This is a genomic window from Burkholderia sp. Se-20373 (genome assembly GCF_017104705.1).
GTDB lineage: Bacteria > Pseudomonadota > Gammaproteobacteria > Burkholderiales > Burkholderiaceae > Burkholderia.
In genome coordinates, this window is the sequence record NZ_JAAGPH010000003.1 from 106,849 (window position 1) to 121,562 (window position 14,714).

Genomic DNA, 14,714 nt, shown 5'->3' on the forward strand with positions numbered 1-14,714 from the left:
CGCCCCTATCGACTGCGGTAAACGACGCCCTCGCCCGGCGTCGGCGCCGCATCGGCCACCTCATCGAAACGCTCGCGCGCTTGCGCGATCGGCTGCTTGTTTTGCTCCGCCCACCTGACGAGCGTCATCACGGGCTCCAGCAGCGTTGCGCCGAGGGGCGTGAGCGCATAGTCGACGCGCGGCGGAATCGTCGGGAACACCGTCCGCGTGACCAGCCCGTCGCGCTCCAGCCCGCGCAATGACAGCGTCAGCATGCGCTGCGAAATCCCTTCGATCTCGCGTTTCAGCTCGTTGAAGCGCCGCGAACCGTCGTTCAGCGTCGCGATGATGTAGAGGCTCCACTTGTCGCCGATGCGATCGAGGATCTGGCGGGTCGCCTGGCAGCCGTCTTCGCTGGGTCGGGGCATGGTGGCAGGAACATCGATGTGACTGGGGCACAAGCCTGTGCGTTCTTGTGGGGCCCGGGCGCGAACCCTAGCATTCCACATGCATTTCGGTAACTCAGTCATTAAAAGTTACCGGGTTCTCATCTTATCCCGAAAGGAACGCTCATGAGCCGCATCCTGCTGATCACCTCCAGCCCCCGCAGCACCGACAGCCTGTCCACGCGCTTCGCGCACGACCTCGCGCGGCAACTCGCGGCGCGCAACGCAAACAGCACCGTGACCTTGCGCGATCTCTCCACCGATCCGCTGCCGCATATCGACGATGCTTACATCATCGGCCGCATGCTGCCGCCGGAGGCGCGCAACGCGGAACAGGCGCAGGCCGTCGAGCTGGCGCAAGCGCTGGTCGACGAACTGCGTGCCGCCGACATCGTCGTGATCGGCTCCGCGATGACCAACTTCGGGCCGTCCACGCAGCTGCGCGCGTGGTTCGACCGCGTGATCTGGCCGCAGGTCACGTTCCGCTACGTCGAAGGCGGCGTCGCCGGCACGCTGGAAGGCAAGCAGGTCTATCTGGTCACCGCCAGCGGCGGCATCTTTTCGGAAGGCCCGTATGCGCCGTTCGACTACCAGTCCGGCTATCTGAAGCATCTGCTCGGGTTCATCGGGATCACCGACATCCGCGAAGTGCGTGTGGAAGGCACCGTATTGGGTGCCGAGGCAGTGCAAGCGGCCATCGCGAAGGCCGGACAGAACGTACAGGCGCTGGTGGAACAGGCCGGTTGAAACAACGGCCGCGCCCGTCGGTCGCAGCACGTGGGGCGGCGCCGGCCGACGCCCGCCCTCACGCGCTGGGGCCGACGGGCCGCTCGCCTCTCCCCGGCGAGCCAACCCGATGTCAGCGCTCACTCCTGTCCCTTCGACCGCAATACGCCGCCCGGCCGCTTCGCGACAGTCAACGGACACACACGCAATCCATCAAAAGCGTGCACTATTAGGGTTTTGCCGTACCGGCGCCCGACGCCTCCGACGTTCGTTTCACGTTCCCCGTTTCACACCGCGAACCTCCCATGACGAATCAGCCTACCCAGACCGGAGCCGAACGGCCCGTCGACATGATCATCTTCGGCGGCGGCGGCGACCTGGCCGCCCGCAAGCTGTTGCCCGCGCTGTACATGGCGCACCTGCACTGCAACCTTCCGCCCGAGACGCGCATCATCGCGGTCGGCCGCCGCGACTGGGGCATCGACGGCTATCGCAAGTTCATGGACGAGCAGTCGCGCCCGTTCATCGACGAAAAGGCGTTCGATCCCGCGGCCTGGAGCCGTTTCCTCGACCTGTTCAAGTACGTGCTGATCGACGTGAACGCGCCGGACGACTACCTGCGGCTCGCGGAAGCGGCGCGCGGCGACGCGATCCGCGTGTTCTACCTGTCGACGTCGCCGGAGCTGTTCACCACCATCTGCGACAACCTGTCGGCCGCGCATCTCGTCGACAAGCACTCGCGCGTCGTCCTCGAAAAACCGCTCGGCCACGATCTCGCATCCGCGAAGGCGATCAACGATGCGGTCGGCAGGCACTTCGAGGAATCGCAGATCTATCGGATCGACCACTATCTCGGCAAGGAAACCGTGCAGAACCTGATGGTGCTGCGCTTCGGCAACCCGATCTTCGGGCCGCTGTGGCAGGCGCCGAGCATCCGCAGCGTGCAGATCACGGTGGCGGAGACGGTCGGTGTCGGCAGCCGCGCGGGCTTCTACGACCATACCGGCGCGCTGCGCGACATGGTGCAGAACCACCTGCTGCAGCTGCTGTGCATCGTCGCGATGGAGCCGCCGGTGTCGCTCGACCCGGACGCGGTGCGCGACGAGAAGCTGAAGGTGCTGCGCTCGCTGCGGCCGATGGCGGTGGCCGACGTCGCGCGCGACACGGTGCGCGGCCAGTACACGGCCGGTGCGGTCGACGGCCAGCCGGTGAAGGGCTATCTCGAGGAAGACAACGTGCCGGCGGACAGCCGCGCGGAAACCTTCGTCGCGCTGCGCGCGCACATCAACAACTGGCGCTGGGCCAACGTGCCGTTCTTCCTGCGCACCGGCAAGCGGCTGCAGCGCCGCCAGTCGGAAATCGTGATCGAGTTCGCGGACATGCCGTTCTCGATCATCCCGACCGGCCCGCGCCACTACAGCAACCGTCTCGTGATCCAGCTCCAGCCGGAAGAGTCGATCCAGCTGCAGATGCTCGCGAAGGAACCGGGCAGCGGGATGAACATGGTGCCCGTGAGCCTGAACCTCGATCTGCAGCAGGCGATTCCGGAGCGGCGCGCGGAAGCGTACGAGCGTCTGCTGATCGACGTGATCCGCGGCCGCCTCACGCACTTCATGCGCCGCGACGAGCTCGAAGCCGCGTGGTCGTGGGTCGAGCCGATCCTCGACGGCTGGAAGCAGCTCGGCGACCGGCCGCGCCTGTACACGGCCGGCACGTTCGGGCCCGCGGCTTCGTCGGCGCTGCTCGCGCGCGACGGGATGTCGTGGTCCGAAGAGGCGTAACCGCCGCGCGACGGCGTGCCGGAGTACGGCACGCCGGATCGCACGTCAAACCACACGGGGCGTAACCCGCCCCTTCGTCCCTGCCGCCGCCTACCGCGGCTCAATCCACGACGCCGCCTTGCGCCGCCCCGGCGCATCGTTACCGCTGCCGCCCAGCGCTTCGATCAGGTAATCGACGAACGACGCGATCCGCGACGAGATCGCGGTATTGCGGTAGTACACCGCGTGGATCGGCTGCTCGACCTCGAGCGTCTGGCGCGCGAGCACCTGCACGAGCCGGCCCGCCTCGCGATCCTGCGCGGTCATGAAATCCGACAGGCAGACGACGCCCGCGCCGTCGAGCGCAAGCTGCCGCAGCGTCTCGCCGCTCGACGAGCGGATGCCCGGCTCGATCCGGCACGGCTCGCCGTCGGTGCCGAGGATCGGCCACACGTTCAGCGATTCGGGCTGCGTGAAGCCGAGCAGCGTGTGCTTGTCGAGATCCTCCACCTTGCGCGGCTGGCCGTGCGCCGCCACGTACGCGGGGCTCGCGAGCATGCGGATCCGGCTGGTGCCGATGCGGCGGCTGTGCAGCGTCGAATCCTTCAGCCGGCCGATCCGGAACGCGACGTCGGTGCGCCGCTCCAGCAGGTCGATGATGCCCTCGTTGCTGTTCAGCTCCAGCTCGACTTTCGGGAAGCGTTCGCGGTAGCCACGCACGAGCGGCACGATCACGTGCAGCATGAACGGCGTCGCCGCATCCACGCGCAGCCGCCCCGACGGCATCTCACGCCGCGCGAGCATCTGCTCTTCCGCCGTCTCGACCGATTCGATGATCGCGCGCGCATCCTGCAGGAACGCGCGCCCTTCCTCGGTCAATTCGAGCCGGCGCGTGGTCCGGCGCAGCAGCGTGGTCTTCAGCTTCTCCTCGAGCCGCCCGAGCGTGCGGCTCGTCGCCGACACCGTGAGGTCGAGCTGCTGCGCGGCTGCCGTGATCGAACCGGAGTCGACCACGGCGGCAAAGGCCTGGAGTTCGTCGAGCGTAATCTTCATCGCCGCATTCTTGATTTCAAATCAAAACAATTTGGTTTATAGACCTGTTTTTCAGCAAAAGTAAAGGCGGCACACTGCGCTCCATCCTTACCGGACCCTGGAGCACCCGTCATGCCACTCGCCCTGCTTGCGCTGACCATCAGCGCATTTGCCATCGGTACCACCGAATTCGTGATCGTCGGGCTGATCCCGACGATCGGCGCCGACCTCGGCGTCAGCCTGCCGTCCGCCGGCCTGCTCGTCAGCCTTTACGCGCTGAGCGTCGCGATCGGCGCGCCGCTCCTCACCGCGCTCACCGGCCGCGTGCCGCGCAAGACCCTGCTCGCCGCGCTGATGGCGCTGTTCACCGTCGGCAACCTCGTCGCGTGGCAGGCGCCCGGCTACGAATCGCTGATCGTCGCGCGCATCCTCACCGGCCTCGCGCACGGCGTGTTCTTCTCGGTCGGCTCGATCATCGCGACCACGCTCGTACCGAAGGAGAAGGCCGCCAGCGCGATCGCGACGATGTTCAGCGGGATGACCGTCGCGTTCGTCGCCGGCATTCCGCTCGGCACCTTCATCGGCCAGCACTTCGGCTGGCGCGCGACGTTCCTGGTCGTCGCGCTGTTCGGCCTCGTCGCGTTCGTCGGCGCGGTGGCCTTCGTGCCGCGCGGCTTGCCGCAAACGGCGTCCGCGCCGCTCGCCCGCCAGTTCCGCGTGCTCGCACAGCCGCGCCTGCTGCTGGTCTATGCGATGACGGCCGTCGGCTACGGCGGCTCGCTGATCGCGTTCACGTACATGGCGCCGCTGCTCGAGCAGATCGCCGGCTTCACGCCGTCGCAAGTGAGCCTCGTGCTCGTCGGCTACGGCGTGTCGGTCGCATTCGGCAACGTGTGGGGCGGCAAGCTCGCGGACGCCGTCGGCCCCGTGAAGGCGCTCAAGCGGATCTTCCTGCTGCTCGCGATCGTGCTGCTCGCGCTCACCTTCACGATCCACGTCAAATGGCTCGCCGTGCTGACGATGCTTGCATGGGGCGCGGTGGCGTTCGGCAACGTGCCGGGCCTGCAGGTGTACGTCGTGAAGCAGGCGCGCCACTTCGCGCCTGACGCCACCGACGTCGCATCCGGCTTCAACATCGCCGCGTTCAACCTCGGCGTCGCGGGCGGCTCGGCACTCGGCGGCGTGATCGTCGCGCACGTCGGCCTCGGCCATACGCCGTGGATCGCGGCAGCCGTCACGCTCGGCGCATTCGCGCTCACCGCCCTGAGCGGTCGCCTCGACCGCGGCGCGGGCCTGCCGGAACGCACGGCGGAACCCGTCCAGCTCGCGCACTGAACGTCACTTTCTTGCAGGAGTTTGCACACATGAACGCATCGACCCCACGCCCGCCGTTCGCCGGCAAGACATTCGAAGTGCGCTACGACGGCCTCACCGCGCTCAACGCGTATGACGACGACGGCCGCCACATGCGCTACGAGATCACCGAAGGACCGTACGCGGGAGCGAAGGGCGAAATCGAATACACGTGGCAGCCCATCGCCGGCGACACCTACGCGATCTCGTGGCAGGAAGCCGACCGCGCGACGGTCGTGCATATCGACGACTTCGCCGCCGGCACGTCGCGGTCCTTCTTCACCGCGTCGTCGCTCGATTTCTACCGGCTCGAAGGCAGCCTGCGCGCGATCTGAACGGAGCCCGACCATGTCCCCTCCCCTCACCGCACTCGACAAACTCGCCGGCGGCGGCTTCAGCATCGGCCTCGAACTGCCGCTCGACAACGACTGGTCGCCCGCCGGCAACGCGAAGCGCCAGCACGACGGCCGCTACCCCGGCGTGCCCGACCTCGCGCGCCACGCGACGCTCGCGCAGCGGGCCGACACGCTCGGCTTCCGCGCGCTCTGGGTGCGCGACGTGCCGGTGTACGACCCGGCGTTCGGCGACGCCGCGCAGGTGTTCGAAACCTTCTCGTATCTCGGCTACCTCGCCGGCATCACGAACGACATCCTGCTCGGCACGGCGGCCGTCGTGCTGCCGCTGCGCGAGCCGCTGCTCACGCTGAAATCGGCCGCGTCGATCCAGGAACTGAGCGGCGGCCGCCTGCTGCTCGGCGTCGCCAGCGGCGACCGGCCGGTCGAATATCCGCTGTTCGGCCGCGACTTCGCGTCACGCGGCGCGAATTTCCGCGACCAGATCGCGCTGCTGCGCGACGGCGGGCGCGGGCATCTGCCGCCCGGCCTCGACGTGCTGCCCGCCGCGCGTGCGCCGCTGCCGCTGCTCGTCGCGGGTCTCGCGCAGCAAACGCCCGCGTGGATCGGCGAACACATGGACGGCTGCCTCGCGTATCCCGGCACGCCGGACGACCACCGGCAGCGCGCCGCGAACTGGCGCACGGTGGCCGGCGACAAGCCGTACGTGAGCTTCCTCCACCTCGACCTCGCGGACGACCCGCACGCGCCACTGCAGCGTCACCGCTTCGGCGCCCGCGCGGGGCGTCTCGCGCTCATCGGGGAACTCGCGGCCATGCGCGACGCGGGCGTGCGGCACATCGGCCTGCATTTCCGCCGCAACCTGCGTCCGCTCGACGAGACGATGGACGAGATCGCGGCAGAGGTGCTGCCGGTGTTCCACGCGGATGAGAACGCACGGACGCGCGCTGCATGACGCTGAAGAAACCCGCTCCCGATACTTGATTCCAGATCAAATATTTTTGACCTGAGACGGCGTTTATCTCACCAATCCGGAACGCCACAATGACTTCCATATCGAACCCGTTCCACTCTCCCAGGAGCACCTGATGAGCAAGATTCCCGCCTTCGGCCTCGGTACGTTCCGCCTGCAAGGCCAGGTCGTCATCGACTCGGTCCGCAACGGCCTCGAAGTCGGCTACCGCGCGATCGACACCGCGCAGATCTACGGCAACGAAGCCGAAGTCGGCGAAGCGATCGCCACGTCGGGCGTGCATCGCGACGAGCTGTTCCTCACGACCAAGATCTGGGTCGACCACTACGCGCCGGACAAGCTCGTGCCGAGCCTCGAAGAGAGCCTGCGCAAGCTGCGCACCGACCACGTCGACCTGACGCTGATCCACTGGCCGGCCCCCGACAACGGCGTCGCACTCGACACGTTCATGACCGCGCTCGCCGATGCGAAGGCGCAGGGCCTCACGCGCGAGATCGGCATCTCGAACTTCAACATCGCCCTGACGAAGGAAGCGATCGCGGCCGTCGGCAAGGACGCGATCGCGACGAACCAGATCGAGCTGAGCCCGTACCTGCAGAACCGCAAGCTCGTCGAATTCCTGAACGCCGAAGGCATCCACGTGACGTCGTACATGACGCTCGCGTACGGCAAGGTGCTCGGCGATCCGGTGATCGGCGCGATCGCGCAGCGTCACGACGCGACACCCGCCCAGGTCGCGCTCGCGTGGGCGTTGCAGCTCGGCTACTCGGTGATCCCGTCGTCGACGAAGCGCGAGAACCTCGCGAGCAACCTGCTCGCGCAGACGCTGCGCCTGACCGACGAAGACATGGCGCAGATCGCCGCGCTCGAGCGCAACGGTCGCGAGGTCGACCCGGCCGGCCTCGCGCCGAAGTGGGACTGACCGCGTCGCCCGCCACTCACCCTTTGATTCGCCGCGGCCCGCCGGCCGCGGCACCGACAGGACATCAGCACCATGACCCACGACCCGCTTTTCCAACCGCTGCGACTCGGCGCGCTGACGCTGCCGAACCGCATCGTGATGCCGCCGATGACGCGCTCGCGCGCCAGCCAGCCCGGCGACGAAGCCAACGAACTGATGGCCGCGTATTACGCGCAGCGCGCGAGCGCGGGCCTGATCGTCAGCGAAGGCACCTATATCGCGCCGCTCGGCAAGGGCTACGCATGGACGCCCGGCATTCATACGCCGTCGCAGGTCGCCGGCTGGCGCAAGGTGACGGACGCCGTGCATGCCGCGCACGGCCGGATCTTCGCGCAGCTGTGGCACGTCGGCCGGCTGAGCCATACGAGCCTGCTCGGCGGCCGGCAGCCGGTGTCGTCGTCGCCGCTCCAGGCGACAGGCGTGAACGTGTTCATCGCGGGTGAAGACGGCAGCACGCCGGGCTTCGTGCAGGCGTCCGAGCCGCGCGCGCTGACGCTCGACGAGATCCGCGAGATCGTCGATCAATACCGCACCGCCGCGCGCCACGCGATCGAGGCCGGCTTCGACGGCGTCGAGCTGCACGGCGCGAATGGCTATCTCGTGAACCAGTTCATCGACTCGAATGCCAACACGCGCACCGACGCGTACGGCGGCACGCTGGAAAACCGGCTGCGCTTCCTGCGCGACGTCACGCAGGCGCTGATCGACGGCACGGGCGACGCGTCGCGCGTCGGCATCCGCCTCGCGCCGCTGACGACGCTGAACGGCTGCGTCGACGCCGATCCGGAAACGACCTACCTCGCCGCTGCAAAGCTGCTCGGCGAACTCGGCGTCGGCTACCTGCACATCGCGGAAGCCGACTGGGACGACGCGCCGTTGATGCCGGTCGATTTCAAGCGGCAACTGCGCGCCGCGTTCCCGGGCGTGCTGATCTATGCCGGCGCGTACACCGCCGAGCGCGCACGCGAAGCGATCGCCGCCGGCTGGGCCGACCTCGTCGCGTTCGGCCGCCCGTTCGTCGCGAACCCCGACCTGCCCGAGCGGCTGCGCACCGGTGCTGCGCTCACACCGCACGACCGCACTACGCTGTTCGGCGGCGGCGAGCGCGGGCTGACCGACTACCCGACGCTGGCCCAGGCTGCTGCCTGAGCCGGCCTCCCCGAGACTGCTCATGAGAATCACGCTCCCTTCCCGCCTGGGTTTCGGCACCGCGCCGCTGGGCAACATGTACCGGGACATCCCGCACGAAGAAGCGCTGGCCACCGTCGACGCGGCGTGGGACAGCGGTATCCGCTACTTCGACGCCGCGCCGCTCTATGGCGCCGGCCTCGCCGAGCTGCGCCTCGGCGAAGCGCTCGCGGGGCGCCCGCGCGACGCCTATTCGCTCGGCACCAAGGTCGGCCGGCTCGTCCTCGACGAACACGAGGACGCATCGCAACGCGATCTCGGCGAAAAGGGCGGCCTGTTCCGCCACGGGCTGCCGAACCGGATCGTCTACGACTACACCGAGGACGGCACGCTGCGCTCGATCGACGCGAGCCTGAAGCGGCTGCGCACCGACCGGCTCGACACCGTGTGGATTCACGATCCGGCCGTCGACTTTCACGGCGACGCGTGGCGCGACGTGTTCGACGTCGCGATGTCGGGCGCGGCCAGGGCGCTCACGCGGCTGCGCGACGAGAAGGTCATCCAGGGCTGGGGCCTCGGCGTGAACCGCGTCGAGCCGTGCGAACGCGCGCTCGAACGCGCGGACCCCGACGGTTTCCTGCTCGCCGGGCGCTACACGCTGCTCGACCATGCCGGCGCGCTCGAACGGCTGATGCCGGAAAGCGCGGCGCGCGGGCTCGGGATCATCGTCGGCGGCCCGTACAACTCGGGCGTGCTCGCGGGCGGCACGCATTACGAGTATCAGCCGGCCACGCAGGCCATGCTCGACCGCGTCGCGCGCATCCGCCAGATCTGCGAACGATTCGGCGTCGACGTCCGCGCGGTGGCGCTGCAATTCTCGCTCGCGCACCCGGCCGTCGCGGCCGCGATCCCCGGCGCGAGCCGGCCCGATCGCATCGACGACAACCTGCGTCTCGCGGCGACGTCGATCCCGGCCGAACTGTGGGATGTGCTGAAGGCCGAACGCCTGATTGCCACGCAGGCACCGACGCCGGCAGGCCCGGTTTGAGGTTGAATCGGGCAGGCGCGGCCCGGGATCCACGGCCGCGCATCCCGGGCCGCGCGCAATCGCAACGGCTATCGGCACGATTGCCATTTGCGCATTGCAGCCGGTGCAATTGGCGTCTAGCGTTTACGGGTTCGTCGATGAATACCCGTCTCCCGCCCCGAAAGGATGCTTCGCCATGCGAAGCCGCTTCCCGAAACGCCCGATGCTGCCGGCCGCCGCGGCCTGCGTTGCACTCGCCTTCTGCGCGTCGTCCGCCCGCGCCGACGACTCCGCCGGCCTCGCGCCGCCCCAGCCGGCCACGCCCGTGCTGTCGACGACCGCGGCTGGCCTACAGGTCTACACGTGCGACTACGATGCCGGACACAAGCTCGCTTGGGTGTTCCAGCACCCGGAAGCGATGCTGTTCGACGCGAGCGGCACGCTCGTCGTCCGGCACGGCACGGGGCCGTCATGGGAGGCGCTCGACGGCAGCCGCATCACCGGCAAGAAACTCGCGGAAGCGCCGAGCGCACGCCCGGGCAGTATTCCGCAACTCCTGCTCGCCGCGACACCGGCCGCAACGGACGCGAAGGCCGCGGCCGGCACGCTCGCCGGCGTGCGCTTCGTGCAGCGGCTCGATACCGCGGGCGGCATGCCGCCGGATGCAGCGTGTTCGACCGAGCATGCGGTCGGCCGCTTCCCGTATTTCGCGCGCTACGTGTTTCTGAAATAACGCACGACGGCGCCCGAAGCGCCGGGCGCCGCCGCGGTATTGTCCGACTTTCGCACCCTATTGATCAGTCATCCTATCCTTGACGGTCGGATGCCTGCCGTCGTTCAGGGGCCGTGACGCTCAGCCGATCCGCATCGACAACTCGACGTCGCCGCCGAACGGCACCGACAGATAGCCGTTCTCCGGCGCGCGCACGTAAGCGAGATAGTCGGGGCTGAAATCGGCATTGTCGGCCACGACGAACGCGCCGGGCCGCAACCGCTGCTCGACGAGTGCCAGCACCTCCGGATACAGCGCCTTCGCGCCATCGAGCAGCAGCAGGTCGACCGAATCCGGCAGACCGGCGGCCAGCGTGCGCAGCGCATCGCCCTCGCGGATCTCGACGAGATCGGCCAGCCCGGCCGCCGCCAGGTTCGCCCGCGCCCGCACGACCTTCGACGGTTCGAATTCGCTGGTGACCAGCCGGCCGCCGCCGTTGTCGCGCAGCGCGGCCGCGAGGTGCAGCGTCGAAATGCCGAACGACGTGCCGAATTCGACGATCGACCGCGCGCCGCCGCTGCGCGCGAGCATGTACAGCAGCGTGCCGGTCTCGCGCGACACCGCGAGCGGATAGTCCTTCAGGCGCGCATACAAGTCGGTGTAGTCGGTCTTGCTGCGCATCAGCCGCGCCTGCTCGTCGCGCGACAGGCTGGCGAAGTCCGGGCTCGTCGCGGGCGACGAGGCGTCGGCTTCGTCGAACAGGCGTGCCAGCAGCGAGGCCAGCGGGTCGAGCGTCAGGGTGGTCATGCGTATCTCCGGGTTCAGGTTGAGTGCGTCGGTGCACCCGGCTAGAATATGACGAACTATTCAGGTTTTACTCTTCGCATTGGCCAACCACGCATGACCGACCGCCCGAACGCCCGGATTGCCACGCGCAAGCAGCCTCGGCAGGCTCGCTCGACCCAGCTCGTCGAGGACGTTCTCCAGGCCGCTGTTCAGGTTTTGGCGAGCGAAGGCGCGCAGCGCTTCACGATGGCGCGCGTCGCCGAGCGCGCCGGCGTGAGCGTCGGTTCGCTGTACCAGTACTTCCCGAACAAGGCGGCCGTGCTGTTCCGGCTGCAGCATGACGAGTGGCGGCAGACGGCCGAGATGCTGCGCGGCATGCTGGAGGACGTGAACCGGACACCGCCCGAGCGGCTGCGCACGGCCGTTCACGCGTTCATCCGTTCGGAATGCGACGAGGCGCGGATGCGCATCGCGCTCGACGACGCCGCGCCGCTCTATCGCGACGCGCCCGAGGCACACGAAGCGAAGGCGGCCGGCAACCGCATCTTCCAGGCGTTCATGCGCGAGGCGTTGCCCGACGCACCGGACGCCACGCGCGAACTGGCCTGCGACCTGATCATCACCACGCTCACCGCGGCCGGCAAGGCGTTTTCGGAAAGCGAGCGCTCGCCCGATGAAATCGACGCGTATTCGAACGCGATGGCCGACATGTTCCGCGCCTACCTCGACCATCTCGCGCACAATTGAGGCCGGGGCGACGACGAAAATCGCCCCTGCGCGACGGCGCCATCGTCCGAATGCAGGTTGCGCGCGGCGGCGGATCCCGTCACCGGCCCCTGCTTCCACCGGCCTGCCCGGCCACCATGAAAGACATTCGTAATTTTCGATACATCCCTCGCTTCCCCTTTGTCCGTCGACCCTGCATTCAAATAATCGCCTTAACGGATTCGAACTAGGCGTATACACGCGGGTCGACGCGACGGAGCCCCGTTGCACGCCGATATAAGCGCTGAGACATGCGCTGCATGCTCTTCCCCCAATGGGACGTGATGGGCGGTTCGCCTAACCTTCGCTACGGCAAAGCGCACGTGACGGGGTCGACTCCACCACGCGTCGCACGACGCGACACCCTCGCGATCGTTTCGATTCGCACGTAACGACACGGATCACGCGTCATTCGTCCCCACGACGTTGCCGACAATCCCAACTAGATACGAGACACCCTGACGACGGTTCGCTACGGGCCGTTTCAGCATGCTGATAAAGGAGCAAGCTCATGAGTGATACCCCGGTGCAGCCGACGGTCGGCGTCGGCGCGGAAGAAACTGACTTTGGCACCAAGGGAGTCATCGACCGGTACTTCGACATTTCGTCGCGCGGCAGCACGCAGCGCCGCGAGATCATTGCCGGCGTCACGACCTTCCTCGCGATGGTCTATTCCGTGTTCGTCGTCCCCGGCATGTTCGGCAAGGCCGGCTTCGACACGAGCGCCGTGTTCGTCGCGGTCTGCCTCACCACCGCGTTCGGTTCGCTGCTGATGGGCCTGTGGGCAAAGCTGCCGATCGCGATCGGTTGCGCGATCTCGCTGACCGCGTTCACCGCGTTCGGCCTCGTGCTCGGCAAGGGGCTGTCCCCGACGGTCGCGCTCGGCGCGGTGTTCCTGATGGGCCTCGTGTTTACCGGCATCTCGGTCACCGGCGTGCGTTCGTGGATCCTGCGCAACCTGCCCGCGGGCGTCGCGCACGGCACCGGGATCGGCATCGGCCTGTTCCTGCTGCTGATCGCATCGAACGACGTCGGCCTCGTGATCAAGAACCCGGGCGCCGGCCTGCCGGTCTCGCTCGGCCAGATCACCGCGTTCCCGGTCATCATGTCGATCATCGGCCTCGCCGCGATCTTCGGCCTCGAAAAGCGTCGCGTGCCGGGCGGCATCCTGCTCGTCGTGATCGCGATCTCGATCTTCGGCCTGATCTTCGATCCGAGCGTGAAATACCACGGCATCTTCGCGCTGCCGTCGCTGAGCGCACCGGGCCATGCGTCGCTGATCGGCGCGATGGACATCAAGGGCGCGCTGTCGATGGCCGTGCTGCCGAGCGTGCTGGCGCTGGTGATGACCGCCGTGTTCGACGCGACCGGCACGATCCGCGCGGTCGCGGGCCAGGCCGGCCAGCTCGACGAGAACGGCCGCATCATCAACGGCGGCCGTGCGCTGACCGCCGATTCGCTCAGCTCGATCTTCTCCGGCTTCCTCGGCGGTGCGCCGGCGGCAGCCTACATCGAGTCGAGCGTCGGCGTGGCCGCCGGCGCGAAGACGGGCCTCGCGGCCGCCGTGGTCGGCCTGCTGTTCCTGGTCGTGATGTTCTTCTCGCCGCTCGCGGGCCTCGTGCCGTCGTACGCCACCGCACCGGCGCTGATGTACGTCGGCCTGTTGATGCTCGGCAGCGTGAGCAAGCTGCACATGGACGACATGGTCGACGCGATGTCGGGCCTCGTGTGCGCGGTGTTCATCGTGCTGACCGCGAACATCGTGACGGGCATCATGCTCGGCTTCTCGACGCTCGTGATCGGCCGCATCGCCAGCGGCGAATTCCGCAAGCTCAACGTCGGCACCGTGCTCATCGCGGCCGTGCTCGTCACGTTCTATCTCGGCGGCTGGGCGATCTGACCGCGAAACGTGCGCGACGTCGCCGGCAGAAGGACGGCGCGCATCGGGACGACATCGTCTCCTCCACCATCATCGTTGATGGCCTCCGAGCCTGGGAACGCAAGTTTCCAGGCTTTTTTTGTTGAGGGGGCACGGTGCGGCGCGCATCGCGGAAACGGTGCGGCGCGAATCCGCCCCCGGTGCTACGATCGGGCTTTGCCTTCAGGAGCCCCCATGAACGCGCTCGGCATCGTCTCCGAATCGAGCACCCGGACGTCGGCGCGCAAGCCGCCGTTCATCCCGTCGTTCGGCTTCCACGAAGTGCACGAATCGAACCCGATCGATGCCGCGCCGGCGCGCATCATCGACACGGTCGCCACGCTCGACATGCGCACGGATCCGATCGTCGATGCGCTGCTCAACGTCCGCGAATTCCCGGCAGTCGTTGCCGCGTCGCTGCGCTCCGGCGCTACACGCGTCGAACGCGAACGCTTCGGCCTCCATGCGTTCACGCCGCTGCATCGCGACGAAACGTCGCTGTCGTTCGGCCTGATCGGCCGCTTCTGGCGCCCGGATCTCGGCGTGCTGAAGATCGCCGACGCGGCGGCGTTCGTGCGGCACGACGATCCGCGCGATGCGAAGCTGGTGCTCCGCTTCGAAGTCGTCGGGCTCGCGTCGGGTGCGCACCTGCTGCGCACCGAAACCTTCGTCCATTGCCCGACCGCCCGCACGCGGCTGCTGTTCATGCCGTACTGGCTCGCGATCCGGATGGCGAGCGGCTGGATTCGGCGCCGCACGCTGACGGCTGTCGAATTGGCGCTGGCGTAGGGCCTT

At 68.0% G+C, this 14,714-nt stretch carries 15 protein-coding genes; 12 read left to right on the forward strand and 3 right to left on the reverse strand.

What is annotated here, in order from left to right; translation table 11 throughout:
- Positions 1 to 5: 5 nt before the first annotated feature.
- Positions 6 to 407, reverse strand: a complete 402-nt coding sequence (locus G3N96_RS01870; protein WP_241022417.1) for a helix-turn-helix domain-containing protein — start codon at positions 405 to 407, stop codon at positions 6 to 8.
- Positions 408 to 551: 144 nt separating this feature from the next.
- Here G3N96_RS01870 and G3N96_RS01875 point away from each other — a divergent pair, with 144 nt between their 5' ends.
- Both G3N96_RS01875 and zwf read left to right on the forward strand, forming a co-directional pair.
- Complete coding sequence (locus G3N96_RS01875) at positions 552 to 1,172, forward strand: NAD(P)H-dependent oxidoreductase (protein WP_206136037.1); 621 nt, start codon at positions 552 to 554, stop codon at positions 1,170 to 1,172.
- 284 nt (positions 1,173 to 1,456) lie between these two features.
- Entirely contained in the window at positions 1,457 to 2,932 is a 1,476-nt protein-coding gene (gene zwf / locus G3N96_RS01880) for a glucose-6-phosphate dehydrogenase (protein WP_206136038.1), read from the forward strand.
- A gap of 90 nt (positions 2,933 to 3,022) precedes the next feature.
- Here the strand turns inward: zwf and G3N96_RS01885 are convergent, their stop codons facing one another.
- The gene (locus tag G3N96_RS01885) at positions 3,023 to 3,964 is read right to left on the reverse strand and encodes a LysR family transcriptional regulator (protein WP_206136039.1); all 942 of its coding nucleotides are present in this window, start codon (positions 3,962 to 3,964) and stop codon (positions 3,023 to 3,025) included.
- A 111-nt stretch (positions 3,965 to 4,075) separates the two neighbouring features.
- Here G3N96_RS01885 and G3N96_RS01890 point away from each other — a divergent pair, with 111 nt between their 5' ends.
- From G3N96_RS01890 to G3N96_RS01920, 7 genes are all read left to right on the forward strand, one after another.
- A complete protein-coding gene (locus tag G3N96_RS01890; RefSeq protein WP_206136040.1) occupies positions 4,076 to 5,278 on the forward strand; it encodes an MFS transporter in 1,203 nt (400 codons plus the stop codon).
- A 29-nt stretch (positions 5,279 to 5,307) separates the two neighbouring features.
- The gene (locus tag G3N96_RS01895) at positions 5,308 to 5,631 is read left to right on the forward strand and encodes an adenylate cyclase (protein WP_206136041.1); all 324 of its coding nucleotides are present in this window, start codon (positions 5,308 to 5,310) and stop codon (positions 5,629 to 5,631) included.
- 13 nt (positions 5,632 to 5,644) lie between these two features.
- A complete protein-coding gene (locus tag G3N96_RS01900; protein ID WP_206136042.1) occupies positions 5,645 to 6,604 on the forward strand; it encodes a TIGR03571 family LLM class oxidoreductase in 960 nt (319 codons plus the stop codon).
- A gap of 133 nt (positions 6,605 to 6,737) precedes the next feature.
- Complete coding sequence (dkgB, locus tag G3N96_RS01905) at positions 6,738 to 7,544, forward strand: 2,5-didehydrogluconate reductase DkgB (protein WP_206136043.1); 807 nt, start codon at positions 6,738 to 6,740, stop codon at positions 7,542 to 7,544.
- A gap of 72 nt (positions 7,545 to 7,616) precedes the next feature.
- On the forward strand, positions 7,617 to 8,732 hold the full coding sequence (locus G3N96_RS01910; protein WP_206136044.1) for an alkene reductase: 1,116 nt from the start codon (positions 7,617 to 7,619) through the stop codon (positions 8,730 to 8,732).
- 22 nt (positions 8,733 to 8,754) lie between these two features.
- Positions 8,755 to 9,759: an aldo/keto reductase gene (locus tag G3N96_RS01915; protein ID WP_206136045.1), complete on the forward strand. Its 1,005-nt coding sequence runs from the start codon at positions 8,755 to 8,757 to the stop codon at positions 9,757 to 9,759.
- Positions 9,760 to 9,934: 175 nt separating this feature from the next.
- The gene (locus G3N96_RS01920) at positions 9,935 to 10,471 is read left to right on the forward strand and encodes a DUF3455 domain-containing protein (RefSeq protein ID WP_124582424.1); all 537 of its coding nucleotides are present in this window, start codon (positions 9,935 to 9,937) and stop codon (positions 10,469 to 10,471) included.
- A gap of 120 nt (positions 10,472 to 10,591) precedes the next feature.
- On the opposite strand, the gene G3N96_RS01925 is transcribed toward G3N96_RS01920, so the two are convergent.
- Positions 10,592 to 11,257 (reverse strand): O-methyltransferase, encoded by a 666-nt coding sequence (locus G3N96_RS01925; RefSeq protein WP_124582426.1) that lies wholly within the window; start codon positions 11,255 to 11,257, stop codon positions 10,592 to 10,594.
- A 93-nt stretch (positions 11,258 to 11,350) separates the two neighbouring features.
- Here G3N96_RS01925 and G3N96_RS01930 point away from each other — a divergent pair, with 93 nt between their 5' ends.
- The 3 genes from G3N96_RS01930 to G3N96_RS01940 all read left to right on the forward strand — a co-directional run bounded on the left by G3N96_RS01930 (position 11,351) and on the right by G3N96_RS01940 (position 14,708).
- The gene (locus tag G3N96_RS01930) at positions 11,351 to 11,983 is read left to right on the forward strand and encodes a TetR family transcriptional regulator (protein ID WP_241022418.1); all 633 of its coding nucleotides are present in this window, start codon (positions 11,351 to 11,353) and stop codon (positions 11,981 to 11,983) included.
- 529 nt (positions 11,984 to 12,512) lie between these two features.
- Positions 12,513 to 13,901: an NCS2 family permease gene (locus G3N96_RS01935; protein WP_089459114.1), complete on the forward strand. Its 1,389-nt coding sequence runs from the start codon at positions 12,513 to 12,515 to the stop codon at positions 13,899 to 13,901.
- Positions 13,902 to 14,114: 213 nt separating this feature from the next.
- Positions 14,115 to 14,708, forward strand: coding sequence for a hypothetical protein (locus tag G3N96_RS01940; RefSeq protein ID WP_206136047.1), 594 nt, complete (start codon positions 14,115 to 14,117; stop codon positions 14,706 to 14,708).
- Positions 14,709 to 14,714 lie beyond the last annotated feature (6 nt).